Source organism: Sphingomonas sp. STIS6.2 (assembly GCF_000732685.2).
GTDB classification, from domain to species: Bacteria; Pseudomonadota; Alphaproteobacteria; order Sphingomonadales; family Sphingomonadaceae; genus Sphingomonas; species Sphingomonas aerolata.
The window spans coordinates 1-21122 of sequence record NZ_JPDP02000018.1; the positions used below are offsets into that span (position 1 = coordinate 1).

20 protein-coding genes and 1 tRNA gene are annotated in these 21122 nt (G+C 63.1%); 4 read left to right on the forward strand and 17 right to left on the reverse strand.

What is annotated here, in order from left to right; all coding sequences use genetic code 11:
* Window positions 1-27 precede the first annotated feature (27 nt).
* Together sphst_RS02685 and sphst_RS02690 are read right to left on the reverse strand one after the other, a co-directional pair.
* Window positions 28-378, reverse strand: a complete 351-nt coding sequence (locus sphst_RS02685; RefSeq protein WP_031396050.1) for a hypothetical protein — start codon at window positions 376-378, stop codon at window positions 28-30.
* Between the two features lie 163 nt (window positions 379-541).
* Entirely contained in the window at window positions 542-1291 is a 750-nt protein-coding gene (locus tag sphst_RS02690; RefSeq protein ID WP_056407073.1) for a DUF1134 domain-containing protein, read from the reverse strand.
* Between the two features lie 162 nt (window positions 1292-1453).
* Here sphst_RS02690 and sphst_RS02695 point away from each other — a divergent pair.
* Window positions 1454-1546 (forward strand) — tRNA-Ser (locus sphst_RS02695).
* 252 nt (window positions 1547-1798) lie between these two features.
* The gene (locus tag sphst_RS02700) at window positions 1799-3097 is read left to right on the forward strand and encodes a hypothetical protein (protein ID WP_199848894.1); all 1299 of its coding nucleotides are present in this window, start codon (window positions 1799-1801) and stop codon (window positions 3095-3097) included.
* A gap of 41 nt (window positions 3098-3138) precedes the next feature.
* Here the strand turns inward: sphst_RS02700 and sphst_RS02705 are convergent, their stop codons facing one another.
* From sphst_RS02705 to sphst_RS02760, 11 genes are all read right to left on the reverse strand, one after another.
* Complete coding sequence (locus tag sphst_RS02705) at window positions 3139-3882, reverse strand: hypothetical protein (RefSeq protein WP_031393166.1); 744 nt, start codon at window positions 3880-3882, stop codon at window positions 3139-3141.
* Entirely contained in the window at window positions 3879-4694 is an 816-nt protein-coding gene (locus sphst_RS02710) for a HipA domain-containing protein (protein ID WP_031393167.1), read from the reverse strand. Before sphst_RS02710 ends, sphst_RS02705 begins: the two co-directional genes overlap by 4 nt.
* A 368-nt stretch (window positions 4695-5062) precedes the next feature.
* On the reverse strand, window positions 5063-5746 hold the full coding sequence (locus tag sphst_RS20235) for a hypothetical protein (RefSeq protein ID WP_051916232.1): 684 nt from the start codon (window positions 5744-5746) through the stop codon (window positions 5063-5065).
* 30 nt (window positions 5747-5776) lie between these two features.
* Entirely contained in the window at window positions 5777-7288 is a 1512-nt protein-coding gene (locus tag sphst_RS02720) for a YfjI family protein (protein WP_159043479.1), read from the reverse strand.
* Complete coding sequence (locus tag sphst_RS02730; protein WP_051916522.1) at window positions 7285-8235, reverse strand: DUF7146 domain-containing protein; 951 nt, start codon at window positions 8233-8235, stop codon at window positions 7285-7287. The genes sphst_RS02720 and sphst_RS02730 overlap by 4 nt, the downstream gene beginning before the upstream one ends.
* 4 nt (window positions 8236-8239) lie before the next feature.
* Window positions 8240-8419, reverse strand: a complete 180-nt coding sequence (locus sphst_RS02735; RefSeq protein WP_031395360.1) for a helix-turn-helix domain-containing protein — start codon at window positions 8417-8419, stop codon at window positions 8240-8242.
* A 129-nt stretch (window positions 8420-8548) separates the two neighbouring features.
* Window positions 8549-9187 carry a hypothetical protein gene (locus sphst_RS02740; RefSeq protein ID WP_159043480.1) on the reverse strand — a complete coding sequence of 213 codons (639 nt, stop codon included), beginning with the start codon at window positions 9185-9187 and terminating at the stop codon, window positions 8549-8551.
* A gap of 61 nt (window positions 9188-9248) precedes the next feature.
* Window positions 9249-11588 carry an EcoAI/FtnUII family type I restriction enzme subunit R gene (hsdR, locus tag sphst_RS02745; RefSeq protein WP_031393433.1) on the reverse strand — a complete coding sequence of 780 codons (2340 nt, stop codon included), beginning with the start codon at window positions 11586-11588 and terminating at the stop codon, window positions 9249-9251.
* Window positions 11585-12820, reverse strand: coding sequence for a restriction endonuclease subunit S (locus tag sphst_RS02750; protein WP_081877468.1), 1236 nt, complete (start codon window positions 12818-12820; stop codon window positions 11585-11587). The genes hsdR and sphst_RS02750 overlap by 4 nt, the downstream gene beginning before the upstream one ends.
* Window positions 12817-14268, reverse strand: coding sequence for a class I SAM-dependent DNA methyltransferase (locus sphst_RS02755; RefSeq protein ID WP_031393431.1), 1452 nt, complete (start codon window positions 14266-14268; stop codon window positions 12817-12819). The genes sphst_RS02750 and sphst_RS02755 overlap by 4 nt, the downstream gene beginning before the upstream one ends.
* A gap of 115 nt (window positions 14269-14383) precedes the next feature.
* Window positions 14384-15595 carry a tyrosine-type recombinase/integrase gene (locus tag sphst_RS02760; RefSeq protein ID WP_031393430.1) on the reverse strand — a complete coding sequence of 404 codons (1212 nt, stop codon included), beginning with the start codon at window positions 15593-15595 and terminating at the stop codon, window positions 14384-14386.
* A 387-nt stretch (window positions 15596-15982) separates the two neighbouring features.
* Here sphst_RS02760 and sphst_RS02765 point away from each other — a divergent pair, with 387 nt between their 5' ends.
* On the forward strand, window positions 15983-16252 hold the full coding sequence (locus sphst_RS02765; RefSeq protein ID WP_031393429.1) for a hypothetical protein: 270 nt from the start codon (window positions 15983-15985) through the stop codon (window positions 16250-16252).
* Between the two features lie 147 nt (window positions 16253-16399).
* Here sphst_RS02765 and sphst_RS02770 read toward each other — a convergent pair whose 3' ends face one another.
* Genes sphst_RS02770 through sphst_RS02780 form a run of 3 tightly spaced genes read right to left on the reverse strand, consistent with a single transcriptional unit; the run spans window position 16400 to window position 18425 of the window.
* Window positions 16400-17155, reverse strand: coding sequence for a sterol desaturase family protein (locus tag sphst_RS02770; protein ID WP_031393428.1), 756 nt, complete (start codon window positions 17153-17155; stop codon window positions 16400-16402).
* On the reverse strand, window positions 17152-17937 hold the full coding sequence (locus sphst_RS02775; protein ID WP_234387274.1) for a fatty acid desaturase: 786 nt from the start codon (window positions 17935-17937) through the stop codon (window positions 17152-17154). The genes sphst_RS02770 and sphst_RS02775 overlap by 4 nt, the downstream gene beginning before the upstream one ends.
* Window positions 17934-18425: a sterol desaturase family protein gene (locus sphst_RS02780; RefSeq protein ID WP_042466627.1), complete on the reverse strand. Its 492-nt coding sequence runs from the start codon at window positions 18423-18425 to the stop codon at window positions 17934-17936. Before sphst_RS02780 ends, sphst_RS02775 begins: the two co-directional genes overlap by 4 nt.
* 202 nt (window positions 18426-18627) lie before the next feature.
* On the opposite strand from sphst_RS02780, the gene sphst_RS02785 reads away from it, so the two are divergent.
* The gene (locus tag sphst_RS02785) at window positions 18628-19602 is read left to right on the forward strand and encodes a phosphatase PAP2 family protein (protein WP_031393425.1); all 975 of its coding nucleotides are present in this window, start codon (window positions 18628-18630) and stop codon (window positions 19600-19602) included.
* Here the strand turns inward: sphst_RS02785 and sphst_RS02790 are convergent.
* Complete coding sequence (locus sphst_RS02790; RefSeq protein ID WP_234387275.1) at window positions 19550-20857, reverse strand: glycosyltransferase; 1308 nt, start codon at window positions 20855-20857, stop codon at window positions 19550-19552. The genes sphst_RS02785 and sphst_RS02790 overlap by 53 nt on opposite strands.
* Window positions 20858-21122: the final 265 nt, after the last annotated feature.

Genomic DNA, 21122 nt, shown 5'->3' on the forward strand with positions numbered 1-21122 from the left:
CTGCCTGGCTCTGGATCCTGACTTTCGTCAGGATGACGGATCTTCCACCGCGAGTCGGTCGAGCCAGAGCCGCGCTTCCTTCTGTTCGCCGGGTGCGCTCGCGCTGACCGGCCCGCGTGCGGCGAAGAAGTCGCGGTGGAGCGCGAACGGATCGAGCATCAGCCGGTCGCGCATCGCGTCGATCTCGGTGCCCATTTCACGCAGCGCGTCGATCGTCGGGGCGATCGCGGTGCGGACGCGGCGGTCGCTGCTGCGGTCGAACAGCCCGAGCGCGCCGTTCGCGGTCTTTTCGAGCGCGGCGATCAGTGTCGCGCGATACTCGGTTTCGAGATCCTCGCGCTGGGCGTCGAGACGGGCGAGGCGGTCGGGTTTGGCCATTCGCGTGGCGTTAGGCGATTGTGGGGGTGGGCGCTACCGGGGGCTGGTGTCCCGCGGGGGTGGTGCCGCGCCGCGGGCAAAGCCCGCGTCGTCGGACGGCGCTACGCGCCGCCGGCCGGGCTTGTTGGAGTCAGCCGGGCGTGGCCGGCTGCCCACCTTCGCCTTAAAACGGCAGCCACCTGCTTTTGTGGGTGATGTTCATGTACCCGACGTTCACGCCCGCGCGCCAGCCGACGCCGAGCCGGATCGGGATCAGCACGACGTTGCCGCGGCGGAGATAGGTCGCGGCGAATCCGCCGACGAGATAGAGCCGGCCCTCGACCGCGGGGAAGCGCTTGTAGAGCTCCTCGGTGTCGTAGAGATTGTAGACCAGCACGAACACCTTGTTCGCGTCGCCGCCGACGTCGAAGCCGACCGACGGCCCGGTCCAGTAGACCGGCTTCTCGCCCTCGACCTTGTGGTTCATCAGCCCCGAGCCGTAGCGCACGCCGAGGATGAACGCGCCCGACGCCTCGCGCCCGGCGATATAGGCATTGGGCTGGCCCTGGTCCTTGAGGATGTTCTCGAGAATGCCGCCGAGCCCGGCCGCGCCCTTGCCGAACACGCCTTCGCCCGCGGCGAGCAGATCGTCGCGCTCATAGGTGTCGGCGGCGCTCATCGTCGCCTCCGCGCGCGTCGTCGCGCCGGGGCCAGGCGCGGGAGGGGGCGGGGCGGCGGGCTGGACCGGCTCGACCGGCGCGGGCTCCGGATAGCGCTGGTCGGGGACCTGCTGCCCCCGCGATGGGGTGGTGCTGGTCTGGGGCGCGAGATCCCCGTCGATCGCCTGGTTGGGATCGATCGTGCGGACCTGTGCGGGCGCGCTGCTCGCGATCGACGCTGCGAAGGCGCCGAGGCCAAGCCAGAAACTGCGCATGATGCTATCTTCCCCAATGCCGAGTGCGCGTGAGTTAACAAACCCCCGCCTGACCCCGCAATGAATGAAACGGCGGGAAGAGTCGAATTCGCGTCCGGTACCCGCGTAACGACGGTTGCCCCCGCCGCAGACCCTCGCTATAGCCCCGCATCTGCTGCAGCCGGAGACGTGGGTGAGTGGCTGAAACCAGCGGTTTGCTAAACCGCCGTACCGGGTTTACTGGTACCGAGGGTTCGAATCCCTCCGTCTCCGCCATCCACGCCGTATAAGCGGTTGGTTTGCAACGAAAACATACGGCGTGCACGCTGCGGTCCTACTAGCGGCCCTACTTAGCTGCGGTGGTTAATTGGAGCCGTAGGACGAGGAGCGACTCGCTTTGGGGTATGGTCGAACGCGATTAGCTGGCGTTCTGCTTCTTCGTAAGCATGAGTCCTGCCGATTAGCCGGCGCCGCTTCTTGCCCCTCAGAAGTCTCCACCTTCGTATTGAAGCGGTTTACGTTTAGGCCTTGAAGATGGTCCTTGATCCTATCCGCGATCGCGCCGCGCTCGACCGTTCGATGCCGCTTGATCCGTCACGTGGCTTTAGGGACGCGCGAGGGACGGCGGTGATCGAGCGGGTAGAAGCGCTGCTAGCTCCAGCAAGTGGTCGTCAGCGTGCCTTTCGACAAGCGGATTGGCTTCGCTGGCGCAACACTTTGGATATGCTCCTTGCGAATCTGACACTAGCTGCGTTCAATCGCATTGATCCGGAGCGCTTCGTTGCAATCTCGTTCAACGCCAACGATTATGTCGGAACGGCGCACAGCATCACCATGCTCGCACGTATCCGCGACGGCCTTGCAGAATTGGAGCTTGTCGAGGGCCAGCGGGGCTATCGCAACACGCGCGATGGCGCTGTTCGGCATGCGCGGCGAACGCGCCTTCGATCGACCGCTAAGCTGCGGACCCTGTTCAAGGCGTGCGGCGTGACGCGCGGCGATATTGGATGGAGCGAACGCCGCGACGTTATCATCTTACGCCAAGCAGAGTCCGATGTTGAGTTGGAGCCTGCAGCGGTTAGCGCAAGCCGCAATGTGTTGACTGAGCTTAATGCCCGCCTGTCACAGGCACAGATTGTTTTGCCGCCAGAAAGCTGGGCGCGAGTAATCAAGCGCTACCAAGCGGATGATGATAAGGCGGAGGACCGCCTACTCGCCGGGGAGGAAGCAACACAGCTCTACCGGATATTCAAGGAGAATTGGCAGAGTGGCGGTCGCCTCTATGGCGGATGGTGGATAAACCTACCCAAGGTCGAACGCCTGCTACTAACGCTCGACGGCGATCCGGTGATTGAGCGCGATTATGCCCGGCTGCATCCGACATTGCTATTTGCCCGCCATGGCAGAGCGTTAGAGCATGACATCTATAAAGTCGCGGGATACGAGGGACCGGAGGTGCGGGAGCTTGGTAAGCGCACTTTTAACCGGTTGATCAATCGCAAATCCTTCGCGCCGCTGCGATTGGCGGCACGCGGGTTAGACACTGCGCAGCTACCAGCAGGAGCGCGGTTTTCAAGCTATGTCGCAGCCTTCGTTGAGCAACTAGGTCCGGTTGCTCAATGGTTCGGGAGTGGTGAAGGGCTCCGTTTGCAACGCGAAGATAGCGATTTGGCCATCGCAGTCCTCGCCCGCCTGCTTGATGCCAATGTGCTCGCGCTTCCGGTGCACGACAGCTTCATCGTCGCACGAGGAAACGAAGAAGCGCTGTTCAAAGCTATGAGGGAGGCGTTCGCCGAGCGCTATGGGTTCGCGCCCGCAATTCGGTGAAACAAACAGACGTCCCATAACTAAGAGCCGTAAGGCGTTTGTCAGACCGGCAGCGAAACTCGGACGAAGACAAAAAGGCGCGGGCGAGCTGCTCGCCCGTTCAAGCGAGTCACGTTGGCTTCGAGTCGCCCCTGTGCAGCCCAAGTTCGGAAGGTCTCGACCTGCAGCCGGTTGATGTTCCCGATCTTGTCCCCTTTGAACACGACTGCCACAGCACGGGGATCAAATTTATTGTCGTCCTCGGCGACGATCTCGACCTTATCGCCGACAGTCGGCAGCGATCGCGTGGCCTTAGCCGCATAGTAACGGTAGCCAGCCACCTCGATTAGCAGTTGCCGTCGATCTACGTTGGGATCGAGGGGATCGACGACCGAAAATCCGTCGCTCGGGAGGTAAGCTTCTGACAGGCCGAGCAGCGCGAAATCGCTCAGCTCGGTGCCTGATCGCACTCGAAGATGCTGCTCATATGCCGCAAAGTCCGATCGTGTCCGTGGAGGAAGGCGTCGCATGAACGCCTCGATCACGCCTGAGCTATGCATCGCTGTGTCGGTCGAGAAACCAGGATAGCCGGCATAGCCATAGTCGACCATTTGCGAATAGGTCTTGCCAGGGTTGAGACGCTGAAACTCGTCGCCGTCACCAAAATAGCGGAGGCGCACTTCTCCCTCGCGGCAGGTAAGCATACCTACCGCAAAGCGGGTACGGTCCTTGCACTCGTCAGGCGCTTGCCACGCCAAAATGAGATGGTCCGGCTCGGTCGCCTCAGTGATCCAGCTATCGTTCACAGCTTTAATGCCTCTCTAAGTGCATCGCGCCGCGCGCCAAGTTGGTCCGATATAAAGCGTCCACGCGCAAATTGGAACAGAACCGGAACATTAAATTGTGCGGCCCATTCGACGATCTCGTCTACCTGCTCATTAGTGAAGGTGAGCATCGCCGCCGCAATCTCCATCAGCCCCGGATTGGCTGTGAAGAAGCGGACACACAGCGACAGATGCGGCGTTGGACCGTCTTCGTTTTTCGACCAGCCAATATCGTGATGCCCCTTGGCAAGATACGCCGTCATTTGTCGCTCATCCCAGCGATTAGCAAGCTTCGCGTCGTTCGTGCCATACCCAAGGCTGGTTCCATTATCGTAAAGCGGAGCCAAGCTGAAGTGGCGAGCGTCCTGCGTGCCCTCGATCAGGAAGCCCCAATTTTCGGAGTGTCTATCGGTGTTGCCGATCAGAGTATCGAACAGGATCGCTCGAGCCCACCACCGCAGAGGATCGGGTGCGCCGAGCGCGCGGCATATCACGAGATTTTCGCGGAGAGCATGAGGACGCCCCTTGCTGCCGCCGGCAAAATTCCTTTGCATGAAGTCAGCTGCATGGACCAAGCGGATCGTCCGCTTCGCTGCCGGATATGGATAGAAGAGCTCGATTAACGCGCCCGCTTGGTCTGACGAGGAGTCGATTGACACGAAGGCTGGCGGCACAGCGACATTAAATAGGAACGACAGCTCATAGGCGATGACCTCGCACCACATTTGTTGCGCCTGCCAGCCAGCAGCCTGCTTGAAGAGATATCCTTGGTTTAGTCGCAGAAAGTCGGGCACCCCCTCGCTAGGGCAGATGACCAGTCGCTTCGGCTTGGAGCCGACCGGGTAAATCGGAAAGTCCTCGTCCGCCGCCCAGTTAGCGATGTCGACTACCTCGTTGGGCGCTTGGCGAGGAATGGTGCGAATCGCCGACCTCCTTAGATTGCGCCCAATCCCTAAGGCGGACTGCTCTGCAGTGGAAGTCCGGGTTGAAGCATGCGTCCAACTACAGATTAGGAAACAATCGCCGGTCCGCTGCCGGCATGCGGCTTGTAATTGCGAACGGCCAGACTTGCGCGGCGTAGCTGGCTGATACGATATAGACTCACCATCCCTCCCGCTGTTCAACCACCAACTCCTGCATCAGCTCCCGAAGATGCGCCAGCTCAGCCCTGAGCGCTCTCCGCTTTCCGCCCTTGTCGGCGTTGCGGCTCACGTTCGCCTTGCCGTCCGCCGTCAGCGGCCCCGTCGATCGCTCCCACGGTTTCCATCGACGGATCGCTGCCGATTGCCGCGCCCGCCGTTCCAGGGTCCAGCCGTTTGCCATGCTCCGTCTCCAATAGTTTGTTCGGCGGACTTGCATGGTTACTCGCATGCGAGGCTCCCACGCCGTTGTTCACCTGTTGCGGCCCGTTCGCGATATTCGCCTGCCGGGCATATACGACAGGCGGATTCTTGATGTTGGCGAGCGTCTCTAGCGTTCCGCGGCATTGTGCCTGCGCCTTCAACGCCAGCCGCATGTAGGTCTCGGCCGCTTGCATATACTCGCCCATGTTCGCGCCCGATCGCCGTGCTAGCTCCAAAAACATGGCGTTAAGCGCGGCGGCTTGTGCCGTCAGCATGTCCTCTACGCTACCGAGCTTGTTGCTTCGAATCGCTCGTGCGCGGTCATGCAGCGCCTCATAGAACGCCGTGAAGTCGGTCTCGCCGGAGAACTGCTTGCCGAACGATGAGGCGATGACAGCGCTACCGAACAGCGGATCGAGCGCCACGTCGGCCAGCTGGCGCTCCGGAGAAACGCCCTGCTTCTCCGTTACCTGTAGTGTTCCCTTCGCTTTCGATCCTGCCATGCTAAATCTCCGTTCTGCGGCAACAGCCTGCTAAAGCAGCGAAACTTGCGAAAGGGGTGAGGCAATGCGCCAGGCGTCCCGGTGCCGCTTACCGTCGATTTCCGCGCCGTCCGCCACCGGATGCAGCCAGCCATGTTCTTCCAGAACATCGATCGCCGCACGCGCCTTCGCCTTGGTGCGGATCGAGTTCGGCCCGCGCTGATAGACGTGCGCTATGCCAACGAGCCGCTGGCCCCAACCAGTATGAAGCCAGTGCAGCAGGTGTTCGGCTTGCATCACCGCAGCCGGAATTGATCCGGCGTGAAAGAGGCGAAGAGCCTCACTCACGTAGAAGCGAGCTAGCGCGACGCCCTTGTCCATCGAGCGGGGACCGACCAGCCCAGCCTCGCTATCCGCAACCAGCTCAAGCACAGCCGCCATCCGTAAGGCATGTTCGGGAAGTTTGTTGGAGAAGCCCCGTATCGGTTCCAGCGCCCCTCCTGGTCCTAACGCCCGTTCGGTTTCATCGGCGAAAGCGGACCAAATGGCGGCAGCCCGATAGTCGAGCTCTAACCGGCGTGGCCTTAGCCCGCCATCGTGCATCGGCGCGTCGGCCGCCAGCATCTCTCCTAATCGACTCCGATAAGCTGCCAGGGCTATCGCGGAGTCCGGACCGGTAGGGCGCTGCATGCGTGTGCCTGCGAGGCTGGGAGGAGCCGCCACGAGCATGCGCGATAGAAGGCCCTGTTGTGAAAGTTCGACGTTGCTAAGCAACCGATCGGCGACGCCCGGCTGGACCATGAGGTGCGCTGCGAGACGTCTGCCGGGCAATATGCTCGCGCCGTCTTCAACGCGGACCCGGCTGATCGCCTTCCCGTCCCATAGCTCCGACAATCCGGCGCCCATCTGGAGCCTGTTGTCCTCGTTCATCCCATGGCCGCCAAGGAAGCTGCCGGCCTCGTCGCTAAACAGCCCAAGCGACGGACCGGACACACCGAAAAGCTTGTGCAGTCCTCCCAAGGTCGGCTCGCGTACGAGCAACATCGGGGCGTACGGCGGGATCGGCGGCGGACCGATGGCGTCGAGCGCGGCACGTCCCGCCTCGAAGTCTCCCTTACATTTGCCCAGCGCCTTCTTCCGAGCATCGTCCCACGCCAGTTGACTGTTCTCGTACTTGGGCCGGGCTCTTGCATGATATTCACGCAGAACCTCCTCGCGCTCATGGATCGGACCAAGCGCCTCACCATCGGCGGCGCTCTTACGCTCGCCGGACGCGGCGACGGTTACCAGGAAGAGCGACAGGGGCCGGACATGCCCGGTTGCCGGTATAACGACATCGGCGTGCGCCTGTGCCGCCAGCGAGGCCGCTCCCAGCACCGCTTGCGCCGCAATGGCATCGGGACATTGCACCCGATCCATAATCGCCCGAGCGGCCCCTTCAAGGACCGGCCCCAAGGCTTCCAGCGGAAACGGTTCGGGAGGTGGCAGCGCCCGACGGAGCGGCAGCGGCTCGGGTGCCTGAGCCGGCTCAGCGGCCGCCAATGCCGAAGCGAAGCGGCTCACTGGGCGATCCCACGGAGCTGATCGTTCCAATCTTTATATGCGGGATCGGGGCGCATAATCCGAACGTGCCGTCCCTCGCTTGCAAACCGCTCCGCCGCTCGCATTGCGGCCTGTTCGCCGGGAGCGTCGTTGTCGGCAGCGATAATTACGCGCAACACGACAGGCGGCAGGAACGTGGCCGCCAGCATGCCAGCACCCGGCGCGACCCAGACGTGAGCGCCCGCCAGCTCTTGTGCGAGACTTAAGCCGTCCTCCAGCCCCTCACACAGCACCAACTCTTCCGCCGGCTCGGCAAGGCGGATCGCGCCTCCGCGCACCCGGCCGAGTGACAGCTTGGGATCACGCACCGGCAGCTTGCGCCCATTTTCCTCTAAGAAGGTGCGCTGAATGCCTTCTATCGCCCCGCTGACCGCCGTGACTGGCGCAACCATCGCTGGATGGAGACCTGATTCGGGATAGCGCAGAACGGCCGCACGTAGCCGCTCCCAGGCTGGAACTGGCTGCAACCCCCGGCTCAACAGATAGGCTTCTGAAGCTTGGCCGATAGGGCCAGCCGCAGCGTAGATCGAGCGAGCGCGGGCGATCCGCCGCACCTCATCGGCACAAGGATTAACGATCTTCGCGGCTTTAGCAGCGGTGGCCGACCGAAGCGCGATCGTACCGCGGTCCAGTTCTCGCGCCGCGATGCCCTGTTGCCCGTCCGTAAACAGGTAGGCGTAGAGCGAGACAGGATCACCGCCGCACTCGCTGGTCGCGAAGTCCGCCCACCGGCCGGAGCGCAGATTGACCCGGAACGAGCCCAAATGCCGATCATGCCGGCGCGGGTTGAGCGCGGTCCATTCCATACCAACTGCCCGGCCGGAAGGAAGCCATTGCTTCACCAGCGACGGGAGCTGCGGCAGGAGCGTGGCATTCAGCCGTTCGAAGCGCTCGCGAGGTGCCGGCATGAGCCTACACCTCCAGCAGCTTGGCGAGCGATGCGGCGGGGATCACCGTTCGCTTGCCGATCTTGCGTGTTTCCAATCGACCTTCCGCGATCAGCGCGTAGACCTTGGAGCGGCCGATGCTAACAGCGGCAGCGGCCTCGGCGATGCTATAGGCGAGCTTTGCCGGTGTGTTCTTATCTAACATTGTCCGTCCTTCCTCTTGTGGACGAACAGTAAATAGCGGTGGGCGATCGTGCAGCGAGGCGTCTTAAATGACGCGAGTTTCGGCGGGCCTAAAACGGACTAAGTTTCGGCGGGTCGAAATAGCGTCGAATTATGAACCCAATTTGCCGAGACCGAATAAGCCCCCAAGCACCCCGCCGCTGAGCGCGGGAAGGGGCTGTCGCAATGCTTCGTCCATTTCATCCAAAGACAAGGATGCATCAGGCTTGCCGAAGCGCTCCTCATACCTAGCAAGCACACCGCGCAAATGGTTCAACATGAACGACCAGTCGTTCGGCTTGCCCTCTTCGATCATACCTTCGCAGGCCCTCAGATTGACGCTGAGGGGCCAACCTTTGCGCGTTCTGTTTTCCGCAACAGCGAAGAGCATCCACCGCCGTTTCTCCCGCAGCTTCCGTTCGATTCGTTCTGCGGTCGCGATCGGATTATGGCCGGGGTACTCCGCCGAATATTCCTTGGCGATGAAGTAATTGCTCCGTGCAGCGAAGGGATCGCGCTCAGCAAGCCAATCTTCCACGTCCTGATCAAGCCAAGGGCGAAGGAGCGGCCAATCCTTCTCCGGCCGCCGTCCGCGCTTCTTGACGGTTGCCTTTTTCGCCGCTTCCCGCACGGCGTCGGCGCCGTAGCGCGCCACTAGCGAGCGAAGTTCGTCATCAAGGGTACGCCCTGCCTGCATCAAGGCGTCGAGAACGGCGGATGAGGATGATCGCGGTTTAGAGCTTCCGAACATGCGCGCACTATCGCGTACAAACCGGGAACCGTCGAGTCCCCGTGCTGTCGGAGCAAGCCGGTCAGCTTGACCCTTCTACTCCATATAAGCCCCGCTGAAACCCTAAGAACGTCAAACGGATTTCCGCCACCGATCCAAGCTCGCGCACGGCGTCCATCGGCGTGCCGTATTTCAGCTCCAGCAACGCTGGCAGCTTACCGTCGTCCAGCTCGCTCTCGCCGACTAAGGCATATTGCGCCAACACGAAGTCGAGAAAATCGCGCTGCTTGTCACCATAGCGGGAAAGGATGGCTTCACGGCGGGTGTTTGCCCGCTCGCTCCGCTTCAATGGTGGGCGCGCATAGGCTATAAAGGCGAGCACGTCGAAAAGGTCGCTATCCTGCGCGTCGGAGGCACGCCGGATGCCGTCCAGCGCCTCGCCGGTGAAGCCGCGTTCGACCAGACCTTCGACAAGCTGCCGTCGCGTGTCCGGCTGGCTCCAGAGGGCGCGCAGCTCGTCTTCATCGCGGAACAGGTCCGGCAACTGGCCAAACAGGTCTTGGATGAATTGCTGCGCCGACACGGGCCGGCCATCGACACTCCAAAACGTCGTTGCGCTGATATGTCGAAAGGTGCGATCCTTCCCGTCTGCCAGCCGGATGACCAGCTTGGCCTGTGGCGGCTCAGGGTCCGGCCCAGGTTCGGGCGGCTCGGGTGGATCGCCGTCAGGCTTTCCGTCGCGTGGCCCTCTCGGTGGCTCCGGGTCCAGCGGCTCGCCATCCCACTGGGGATCGTTGAAATGCTCATAGGCCTTCACGAAATCGAGAATCGTGAAATAGTCCTTGCCGTCGAACAGCCGCGTTCCACGCCCGATGATCTGCTTGAACTCGATCATCGATTTGACCGGCCGCATCAGCACGATATTGCGGACGTTGCGCGCATCAACCCCGGTGGACAGCTTCTGCGAGGTCGTCAGGATCGTCGGGGTGGTCTTGTCGTTGTCCTGGAAGGTGCGCAGCCATTGGTCGCCGATCGCGCCGTCCGCGGCGGTGACGCGGACGCAATAGTTCGGGTTGTTACTGGTCTTCAACTGGTTGATCAGGTCGCGAACGATGCCTGCGTGCGGCTGCGAGGCGCAGAATACAATCGTCTTTTCGCGCTGGTCGATCATGCCCATGAATGTCTCGACCCGGTAACGCTCCCGCGCTTCAATCTCGATCGTGCGATTGAAGTCGCCCTCGGTGTATCGCTTGCCGTCCTCCACCTCGCCTTCGACCACGGCATCGTCAGCGGTATAGACATATTCGTCGATGGTGGTGCCGATCTGGCGGACCTTGAACGGCGTCAGATAGCCGTCGTTGATCCCCTCTTTCAGCGAGTAGGTGTAAACCGGCTGGCCGAAATAGGCATAGGTGTCCGCGTTGTTCCGGCGCTTGGGCGTCGCGGTCAGGCCGATCTGCACGGCGGGCGCGAAATAGTCGAGGATCGCGCGCCATTCGCTTTCGTCCTTCGCGCCGCCGCGATGGCATTCGTCGATGACGATGCAGTCGAAGAAGTCGGGCGGATAGTCGCCGAAATAGGGCGCGGGCTCACCATCGGCGTCGGTGCCGCTGGTGAAGGTCTGGAAGATGGTAAAGAAGATACTGGCATTCTTTGGCACCGCGCCTTTCTTCTTGATGTCGCCCGGCGTGATCCGCGCCAGCGCGCCGTCGTCGAAGGCAGAGAAGCTGTTATAAGCCTGATCGGCGAGAATGTTGCGATCGGCCAGGAACAGGATGCGCGGATGCCGCTGCGGCTCCACCGCCGCTTTCCAGTCGGACAGGTTCCAGCGGGCATGGAACAGCTTCCATGCGATCTGGAAGGCGATAGCGGTCTTGCCGGTGCCGGTGGCAAGCGTCAGCAGGATGCGGGCGCGGTCCTCGCCGATCGCCTCCAGCACCCGCTCGATGGCGTTGTGCTGATAATAGCGCGGCTCAAAGCGCCCGCCGCCGGTTTCATAGGGGACGGCGGCGAAGCGGTCGCGCCAGCGGTTCGCCTCAGCAAACGTGGCGTCCCACAGCTCCTGCGGGGTGGGGTAAGCATTGACCAGCCCTTCCGCGCCGGTTTCCATGTCGATGCGATAAATCTGCCTGCCGTTGCTGGTAAAAGCGAAGCGGCATTGCAGGCGGGCGGCATAGTCCTTCGCCTGTCCGACGCCCTCGGTATAACTTTTGGTCCCCGCCTTGGCTTCCAGCGTGGCAAGCTTGGTGTTGCGATAGACCAGCACATAATCACAGGAGAGCGCGCGAGCGCGCTTGCCCTTGCCCATGATCCGGCCGGGCGCAATGACCTCGCGCCGAGTGCGGCTGCCGGCTACCACGCCCCAGCCAGCCTCGCGCAGAGCGGGGTCGATCAGTTCGGCGCGGGTCTCTGCTTCATTCACGCGGCGAGAGCTTCCGGCTTCGCGGCAGTAATTTTGGTAGTGAAGGCACGGTGCAAAAGCGCCTGCTTTAATTCCAGTAGCTTAGACTGTTTCTCCTCATAAATAGCGGACAATGCGGTTACCGCGTCCTCTACAATTGTCAGCCGAGACAAGATTTCTCTTTGCGTTGCTTCGTCCGGTGCGTGGAACTCAACCTCAGCGATCTCTTTCGGACTGACGTTTAGCTGAGCGGCTCCATGTCCTTTAGACTCGAGCTGCAAACGGAAGAAGTCCGACCTAAGGAAAAGAAGCAAAAACTCTCGAGACACGTTAGACTTTGGGCTGGGGATGAGCCTAGCTACGCGTTGGTTAAGAGCTGCGGGAAGATGACTCTCATGCACTGTTGCGACCCGCCCGATGTCACCCGTTAATGACGTCAGAATATCACCTTCCTGCAGCGCAAACTTGGCTGTCTTTGAATCAAGACTAACATACTTCGGGTTTTTAAGTGTCAAGTGGCCACTTTGTACATTGCCTATGCGGACTAAAAGGTGGCCATCATCAACGTAATCACTACTCCTGAACGCAAATCCGCTTTGAACACTAAGCTGAGTTCCTAGCTTCAGGCCCTCCCAGCCAATGCGGTCAGAACCAAACACATCGGCAAGCTCGGCCTCAAACAACTCCCGCGCATTGGCGAGGTTCTTCTCGGCGTTGAAGATTGCGGTGGCGATGGCGGCGAAGGCCTCATCCAGCACCGCCACAATCCGCCGCTGTTCTTCGATGGGGGGTAGAGGGATAGTTGCCTGTTTGATTGTCCTTAGGATGATGCGCTTAATAGCTGCGCCCGTCATTTGTCCGATGATTTGCTCACGCCCGGCATCGCTTTGCAAAAAATAGACGAGGTATCTCGCATCAAGTAACCTGCCGTTGGGGCGCAGGACGCACACGCTAGATAGAAGGCTGAAGGGTTCGGCCAATGTGTTGATGCAGCAGTTCCCTGTGCCGGCACCGTCCTTGGTCAAAAGCACATCATGGAGCTGTACGTTGCAACGCGAGTATATTTCCCTGTGAGCCTCCGCGCTGACATACGAGATCGTCGTCAGATCTAACCCGCTGTCACGGACATTCTTTGAAGTCAGGTAGAGGAAACGATTAGCGGCGCGATCTTGAAAAGTTTCTGGGGAATGATGGGTGCCGTCAGTGATTTTGCCACACGCATCGCCGAGGGAAACTTGTCTCCAACTACTCACAGGAATTCCCTCACCCGCGCCAGAATCTCCGCACTTTCCCCATCCAGCGCAGCAATTTCATCGAGTATCTCCTGCGGGCTGCGCAGCGCCTCGGCTTCGGGCGCATTGGGATTGCGCACGGTAAGGTCGAAGGTCGCGGGGTTGAGCGTGTCCGCCGCCACGCTCCACGCATTCGGCCCATCGGCGAAGCTCGCCTGCCGTTCCATGAAATCCGCCATGTCGGCATCGTTCAGCGGGTTGGTCTTCCCCATGTTGCGGCCGGGATCGAGCCGGTAATACCAGGTGGCGCGGGTCGGCTCGCCCTTGTCGAAGAACAGCACCACCGTCTTGACGCCCGCGCCCTGGAAGGTGCCGCCGGGCATGTCGAGTATGGTGTGCAGGTTGCAGCTTTCCAGCAGCTCGCGGCGCAGCGCCACGCTGGCATTGTCGGTGTTTGACAGAAAGGTGTTCTTGATCACCACCGCCGCGGTTCCGCCCGCGCGCAGCGACTTGATGAAATGCTGGAGGAACAGATAGGCGGTCTCGCCGGTCTTGATCGGGAAGTTCTGCTGGATTTCCGGGCGCTCTTTGCCGCCAAAGGGCGGGTTGGCCAGGATGATGTCGAAGCGGTCTTTTTCCTGAATGTCCAGCACCTGTTCGGTCAGCGTGTTGATGTGGACGATGTTGGGCGCTTCGATCCCGTGCAGGATCATGTTCATCGTGCCGATAACATAGGCGAGGCTTTTCTTCTCCTTGGCGAAGAAGGTGTGTTTCTGAAGTCGTTCGCGCTCGCCGGTCGTCTTCGCCAGCGGCAGCAGATAGTCATAGGCTTCGCACAGGAAGCCGCAGGAGCCGGCCGCGCCGTCATAGACGGTATCGTCCAGCGTCGGCTTCACCACCCTGATCATCGCCCGAATCAGCGGGCGCGGCGTGTAATATTCTCCGCCGTTGCGCCCCGCATTGCCCATGTTCTTGATCTTGGCTTCGTACAGCTCCGACAGCTCGTGCTTCTGGGTCTGGCTGCCAAAGGACAGTTCGTCGATCGCATCGATCGCGTCCCGCAGTGAGTAGCCCGACTGAAACTTGTTACGAATCTCACCGAAAATCTCGCCGATCTTGTATTCGATGGTATCGGCGCTGGTGGCACGGCCCTTGAACCCCTCCAGATAGGGGAACAGCTCGCGGTTCAAATAGCCGATCAGGTCCGGCCCGGTTTTTGCGCGGTTGTGATCGAGCCGGCCAGCGGCATCCTTGGGCGCGGCCCACAGCCCCCAGCGATGCGCAGCGTCGATAATCGGCGTGTAGACCTGTCCGCGCAGCTCGGCATCGGTGGCGCGGGCGGTCTCCAGGTCATCGAGATACTTGAGAAACAGCAACCAGCTGGTCTGTTCGGTGTAGTCCAGCTCGGACGCGCAGCCGGCCTCCTTCCGCAGAATGTCGTCGAGGTTCTTGAAGGTCTGTTTAAACATGGCGGAATGGTAGCAGGGGAGCGCCACCAGCGACAAGCCGGCCAACGGGGGAGCGGCAGAATAGCGGCTTTTGCAGCTTTAGCAGCCGCTATCCGCCAGTTACGCGCGACCGCGGTCAGCCGCCAGCCACCAGCCGCGCCACATTGCCGGCATCCTCTCCGCAGTAGCCCGCCCAAGCCTCCATGAGACCACGCCGCTTGTTGAACAGGTCGCCGCGCCGATAAGCGGCCTCTGCCTTGTTCCCGATCGTATGCGCCAACGCCATTTCGCAGACTTCATGCGGGAAACCGGTCGTCTCGCTTGCCCAATCGCGAAAGGCGGAGCGGAAGCCATGTGCCGTCACAGCCGAGCCCATCCGGCGCAATAGCATCGCCATCGCCATGCTCGAAAGCGGCTTCACGCCCTTGGAGCTCGGGAACACAGGATCGCTGAGCTTTGCTTTCTCAGCATCGCGGTTAGCGTCCAGCCCCCGCAGCAGTTCCAAAACGGGCGCAGAAAGCGGCACCCGATGTTCGCGGCCCGCCTTCATTCGGGCGGCAGGAACGGCCCACACCGCGCCCTCCAAGTCGATTTCGGCCCATGACGCGCCCAGCACTTCGCCAGAGCGAGCGGCAGTGAGGATCGCAAACTCTAGCGCCCGCGCCGCTGTTGCCTCACGGCCACGCAGATGAGCGATGAAGGATGGCATCTCGACATACGGTAAAGCCGCATGGTGACCACGTGATAGCCGCTGACGCTTAGGCAGGAGCTGGTCGAGATGGCCGCGCCACCGTGCTGGATTCTCACCGGTCCGCAGCCCCTTCGCTTTGGCAGCGTCCAGCACGTTTTCGATCCGACCACGAAGCCGCTCGGCTGTCTCCGGCGTACGCTGCCACAGCGGTTGCAGCACTTCCAATATCTCGCGGGTGCTGATCGTCTCGACCATGCGTGGGCGGATCGGCGCGGCATACTTCGTGAGCGTCATCGTCCACTGCGCTGCATGCTTAGCGTTGCGCCACGACGGCCGCATGGCTTCCAAATAGGCGTCGGCAACCTCACCAAACGTCTGGCGCTCTTGCTTCTCCCGCGCGGACCGAGGATCGCCGCCGCTGGCAAGGATCGTCCGCAGCGTGCCGGCCTCCTTCCGGGCATTCGCCAGCGTCAGATCGCGCCCCCCGCCCAAACCTAGCTCAGTCCGCTTGCCGTCCCGCGTGTACATGAACACCCACCGCCGCCGCCCGGTCGCATCGATGGACAGATAGAGGCCGCCGCCATCCGAATGCCTACCGGCCGTCTTGATCGTTGCCGCCGTCCGCGGGTCCAGCTTGTTCAGGGTGCGCGTTGCCATGTCCGGTCCTACTCCGGCCCCATTGCCGGCCCCACTTCTTACGTCGGATTTAGGCGAACGTCCAGAACCAGCAGTGGACGGCGAGCAGGAAGAAATACTGCATTTAGAGCAACCTATGGATCATGGAAGGACGCTATCAAACGATAGTGAACATGTAGTTTGGCGGACTCCGTCTCCGCCATTTTCGTCACCGGCAGTGTGATCGACGGTGTGCCCCCCATCAAGCGTGCCGACGTAGGGTAGCGGGCCGCTTACGCGGTAGGCCAAGCGCGACTTTGACGTCCGGCCTCTTCGATCACCGCCACGCTTCGATATCCCACCTAACGGATCGGCGTTGAATATCGGCTGTTGTCGTGTATGCGTGTGGGACCACTAAGAGGGTTGATCATGAAGAAGATTTTCGCTGTCGCCGTCGCTGCCGGCCTGTTCTCGCTCGCAGCTTGCAACACCAGCCCGCGCGAGCAGGCAGCCGACAACATCGAGTCGAACACCGAGGCGGTCGCTGACAACCTCGAGGACGCTGCCGACCTCACGGGCAACGAAGCAGCCGAAGAAAGCCTCGAGAACAAGGCTGACGCGGTGCGTGCGACCGGCCAGAACCAGGCTGAAGACATGCGCACCAACGACGCGGATACCAATCTGTCGAACGGTATCTGAACCACAGCGCTCAGGGTCGCGGGCCAAGCTGCCTGCGACCCCGAGCGACGTGCAGAAAAGGGCATCCGGGGCGACCCGGATGCCCTTTTTGCGTTCGGGGAGTGTGAGCCGGGCGCCGCTGGCGTCGCCTATCGCGCAGTCGGCTGGTCAGGCCGCATCGGCCCGCCTGGCGGCGCGGGCATGTTCGCGGGTGAAATCGCCGACGCCGCGATCGGTGTGGCACAGCCGGTCCCAGTGGCGGAAATACAGGCCGTAATTGCAGCCATAGAGTTCGTGATGGCGCTGATGATGGCTGGCGGTGATCAGCCAGCCGCCCAAGGGGCCGCTCCACATGAAGCGCGGGAAGATCTCCCACCCCATGTGGTTGGTCACGCCCATCACCGTCATGATCGTCAGCACGACCCCCAGCCCGTAAATGTGGATCGGCACGAAGAAGACGAGCAGCGGAATGACGATCGCGCCGCTCAGCGCCTCGATCGGGTGGAACGCCATGGCGGCCCATGCCGTCGGCGGACGGCTGGCGTGATGGAGCGCGTGCGCGAGCTTGAACGGGGCGGGGCGATGCATCCAGCGATGCGTCCAGTAGAACCAGGCATCGTGGAGGAGCAGATAGGCGAACACCGAGACCGGGAGGTACCAGAGCGGATAGGCGTGGACATCGGCATAGACCTGCGTCCAGCCGCGATGCTGCCAGCCCCAGGCGACGACGCCGGCGGGGATGCCGTAGAGCGCGGCGGAGGCGAGGCTCCAGACGATCTCGCGCCGGACCTGCGGATCGAGCCCGAGATACAGCCCCGGATGCTTGCGCGTCGTGATCCAGGCGAACGCGCCCGACACGAGCAGATAGCGGACCCCGACGATGACGGTCATCGCAATGGCGGAGAGGATGATGGCAAGCGTCATGCGGGGTCCTCTACACCGCGGCGGTCGGCGGCGCGAACCGCAAGCGCACGACGCCGCGCGGGCAGCCCCCACCACGGCGTGCCCGGCGAGAGATGATGTTCGTGATGATAGCCGCCGAAGTGGAAGCAGGTCATCAGCGACAGCGCGGGTCCGATGTCGAGGCTGTGCGCGCGGTGGGTATCCGCGAAGGGCAGGTCGCGCTCGCGGTGCGGCAGCCAGGTGCCGAAGACGAACAGCTGCGCGACGGCGCCCAGCGCGGGCAGCGCCCAGAAGATCACGATGTTGCCGAGCGGCGCGCCGAGCAGCAACGTATAGACCAGCGCCACCAGCGTGATGCGGATGATCTGGCCGTGCGAATAATAGGTCTTGAAGAACTGCAGGAACCAGCGGGTCAGCCGCGGGTCGCCGCCATGGAAATCGGGATCCCCGGCGCGTCCGGTCTGCTTGTGGTGGAGATGATGCTGCGGGAGCAGGGACGCATAGGACAGGCAGGCATAGAGCGAGAGACAGGTCGCGCCGATCGCCCGGTTCAGCCTTGGATGCTCGGGCGCGAGCGCACCATGCATCGAATCATGCGCGACGATGAACAGCCCGGTGGAGAGCCAGGTCTGGACGAGGACCATCAGGACCGCGATCGGCAGCGTCGCGAGGCTCCACTGCCAGAAGAAGATGCCGGTGATGTGGATGGCGAGCCACGCGACCATGATCGCGGCGGACAGCGACACGCCGATCCGCATCTGGCGCTTCATCGCGTCCGACGGGTGGGCGGCGGTGATGCTCACCCGCGCTGGTCTGCCGGACTGGTGTTCGGGGTCCGCGCGGGACGGGCCGCACGACGCTGCGCATCGGCATTGGCGCGCAACTGCGCCTTCAGCACCGCGGGCTTGCGCGCGAACAGGAAGCCATGGCTGACGGTGCCGTCCTTGCCCTCGACCGCGTGATGCAGGCGATGCGCCTGGAGCAGCCGCTTGAAATAGCCCTGTTTGGGGACCCAGCGGAAGCCGCCGCGCTGATGCACGAGCATGTCATGGACGAAGGCGTAGATGCCGCCATAGACGGTGATGCCGAGCGCCGCCCACCAGAGCGGCGGGTACCAGAGCCCAACGACGAACAGCACGATCGGGACGATCGCGAAGACGATCGCATAAAGGTCGTTCTTCTCGAACCAGCCCTCATGCTCCTCGTGATGCGACTTGTGCCAGCCCCAGCCCCAGCCGTGCATCACATAGCGGTGCGTCGCCCAGGCGAAGCACTCCATGAACAGGACCATGCCGACGACGATCGCCAGTTTCTCGACCCAGGTCACGACGCGCGATCGGGCAAATCGGCGCTGACCAGAAGCAGTGCATTCAACATGACGTATATATAACCGTTCGGGGCGGACGATGCGAGGGCGCGCCGCCATAAAAGCACGCGCCGCACCGCGTCGGCGGCCGCGGGCCGGCGGTGGCATACACAGGTAAATCATACGGATGCGATCGATCGCGGCACCGCAGGGCGGGACGCTGCGTTCGACCCCGATGCCCGCTTCGAATTTCCGTGCCGACCACCGCGACACCCCGTCCTGGTTGCTGGTCGCAGCCATGATCCTCAGTTTCCTCGTCGCGCAGCAGGATGACCGCTTCACGGTCGATCCGCTGCGGGCGGTGCCGGCGGTCGTGTCGCTGCTCGCGCTGGGCGGCGCGCTGGCGATCGGCCGGTATAGCGCGCGACCGCGGCTTGCCGCGGGGGCGAGGGCGTTTCTGCAGATGACGCTGTTCACGCTGTTCGGCGTGGTCCTCGCCTATGCGCTGGCAGCGAAGTCCGGCACCTTGTGGGATGCCCGGCTGGCGGCGGCGGATCGTGCGGTCGGCTTCGACTGGCCGGTCGTGCTCGCGTTGCTCGACCAGTGTCCGCCGCTGATCTGGCTGCTGGGCATCGCCTATCACAGCCTGACGGTGCAGATGATCGTCGTCATCGTGGCGCTCAGCGGGATGGGGAAGTTCGACACGCTGCGGACGATGGTGTGCGCCGCGATCCTGTCCGGGTTCGTCACGATCCTCATCTCGGGTCTGACGCCCGCGATGGGAAATTTGTTCGACCCGGCGCGCTACGTGCATCTCTGGCCGTCGATCGCGTGGCTGGAACAGGGGCTGATCTCGGGGCTGCGCGACGGATCGCTGCGCGTGCTCGACCTCACCATGCTGATGGGGATCGTCAGCTTTCCCAGCTTCCATGCGACGCTCGCCGCGATCTTCATCTGGACCTTCGGTGCGATGCCGCGCCTTGCCGGACCGGGCCGCGGCTGGGCGATCCTGACGATCATCGCGACGCCGGTGTTCGGCGGTCACTACGGGGTCGACGTGCTGATGGGGCTGCTGCTCGCGCCGCCCGCGATCGTTGCGGCGCAGCGCCTCACGCAGCGCAGGCAGCCCTGTCCTCAGCCAGGTCCAGGCGTGCCGGCGTAACGGCCGCGTCGTCGCGCAGCGCCGCCTCGACGCGCGCGGCCGCGTCGGCGGCGCCCCCCGCCATCGCCATCTCCGCCGCGAGCAGGCCGGCCGCGCGGCGATAGCCCGGATCGGTCAGGACATGGCGGAGCGCGGGTTCGAGCCCGCCTTTGGCGGCGTCGGCGGCGGACACGATGCGCGCCGCGCCGATCCGCTTCAGCCGCGCCGCGGTCGCCGGCTGTTCGAACGCCAAGGGCACGGTGACGATCGGTACGCCCGCTGCGAGCGCGTCGAGCACGGTGTTGAAGCCGCCGTGGAGGATGGCTGCCGAACAGTGCGGCAGGATACGCGTCTGCGACCAGAAGGCGCGGACCAGCGGGTCGCCGGGCAGCGAGGCCGCGTCGCCGTCGCTCAGGCCACCGCCATGCGCGACCACCGCGCGCGCCCCGACCGCGGCACAGGCGGCGGTCATCGCGGCGAACAGCGACCGGCGCGCACCCTGCAGCGACCCCAGCGAGCAATATATGAGCGGTCGGCCGTCGCTTTCGGGGATGTCGTCCACGGGTTCGTCGAGGCGCCACGGCGCGCCGTACCGGAAGCTCGGTGGCAGGGCCGTGCGCGGAAAGTCGAGCCCTGCGGGGCATTGCGCGATCTGCAGGCGGTCCGACCATTGCTGCTGCGGGTCGGGATCGAGCCCCCAAAGCTGCGCATAGGTCGTCACGATGCGGGTCACCGGGCGCATCAGCAGGTCGCTGACCGCATAGCCGCCATTGTTGCGATTCCGCCCGAGCGCATCGGCCCGGTAGGCCCAGCCGAGAAAGGGCGGGGGGATCATCGGCTCGCGGAGCAGCGGGAGTCCGGTGATCGCGGTCACGAACGGCAGGCCGAGATGCCGTGCCACCAGCGCCCCCGCCGGCTCGACCGAATCCGCCACGACCGCATCGACGCCGAGCCGCGTGAGGGTGGCCGGCAGCGCCGCGAGCAGGAGCTCGGTCATCGCCGCGGTGCTGCGGATCATGCGCGGCAGCCCGACCGGCCCCGATGGCTGGGCGAGCTTGCGATAATGCTCGGCCAGCAGCCCCTGGCGATCGGCGGGATGGTCGAGCGGCGCAAACGCGACGTCGCCACGGGGCAGCATCGCCGCGACGTCGGCCATATGCACCAGCGTCACCCGGTGCCCCGCGGCGACGAGCGATGTGCCCAGCGCGACCAGAGGATTGATGTGCCCGGCGGTCGGCGGCGCGATGATGGCGATATGCCGCCCTGCAACAGTCAATTCAGGAGCTTTCCGACGCCGTCTGGTAGGGCCGCCACTATCAGCATGGATGCGACGCGCGATAGTCGCAATACGGTGATCGAGTATAACTTGGTAACGATCTACCCCTGGGATCGATCTCGCCGCATGGTCGCGCCTGCCGAGACCCGCGCGGCTGCGCGGTGTCATCCCGGCTTCACGATGGACGCATAAGACGCCCCGAATCGCAAGCGGGGGGCGTGGTGAACAGGGACGCGGGGGTTTTCAGGGGCGTCGGGGAGCACCG

Excerpts from the sequence above, each read along its gene's own strand:
- sphst_RS02685 (WP_031396050.1), bottom strand. The coding sequence starts at position 378 with ATGGCCAAACCCGACCGCCTCGCCCGTCTCGACGCCCAGCGCGAGGAT.
- sphst_RS02690 (WP_056407073.1), bottom strand. The coding sequence starts at position 1,291 with ATGCGCAGTTTCTGGCTTGGCCTCGGCGCCTTCGCAGCGTCGATCGCG.
- sphst_RS20235 (WP_051916232.1), bottom strand. The coding sequence starts at position 5,746 with ATGGCAGGATCGAAAGCGAAGGGAACACTACAGGTAACGGAGAAGCAG.
- sphst_RS02730 (WP_051916522.1), bottom strand. The coding sequence starts at position 8,235 with ATGCCGGCACCTCGCGAGCGCTTCGAACGGCTGAATGCCACGCTCCTG.
- sphst_RS02735 (WP_031395360.1), bottom strand. The coding sequence starts at position 8,419 with ATGTTAGATAAGAACACACCGGCAAAGCTCGCCTATAGCATCGCCGAG.
- sphst_RS02740 (WP_159043480.1), bottom strand. The coding sequence starts at position 9,187 with ATGTTCGGAAGCTCTAAACCGCGATCATCCTCATCCGCCGTTCTCGAC.
- sphst_RS02755 (WP_031393431.1), bottom strand. The coding sequence starts at position 14,268 with ATGTTTAAACAGACCTTCAAGAACCTCGACGACATTCTGCGGAAGGAG.
- sphst_RS02760 (WP_031393430.1), bottom strand. The coding sequence starts at position 15,595 with ATGGCAACGCGCACCCTGAACAAGCTGGACCCGCGGACGGCGGCAACG.
- sphst_RS02765 (WP_031393429.1), top strand. The coding sequence starts at position 15,983 with ATGAAGAAGATTTTCGCTGTCGCCGTCGCTGCCGGCCTGTTCTCGCTC.
- sphst_RS02770 (WP_031393428.1), bottom strand. The coding sequence starts at position 17,155 with ATGACGCTTGCCATCATCCTCTCCGCCATTGCGATGACCGTCATCGTC.
- sphst_RS02780 (WP_042466627.1), bottom strand. The coding sequence starts at position 18,425 with ATGGTCCTGTTCATGGAGTGCTTCGCCTGGGCGACGCACCGCTATGTG.
- sphst_RS02785 (WP_031393425.1), top strand. The coding sequence starts at position 18,628 with ATGCGATCGATCGCGGCACCGCAGGGCGGGACGCTGCGTTCGACCCCG.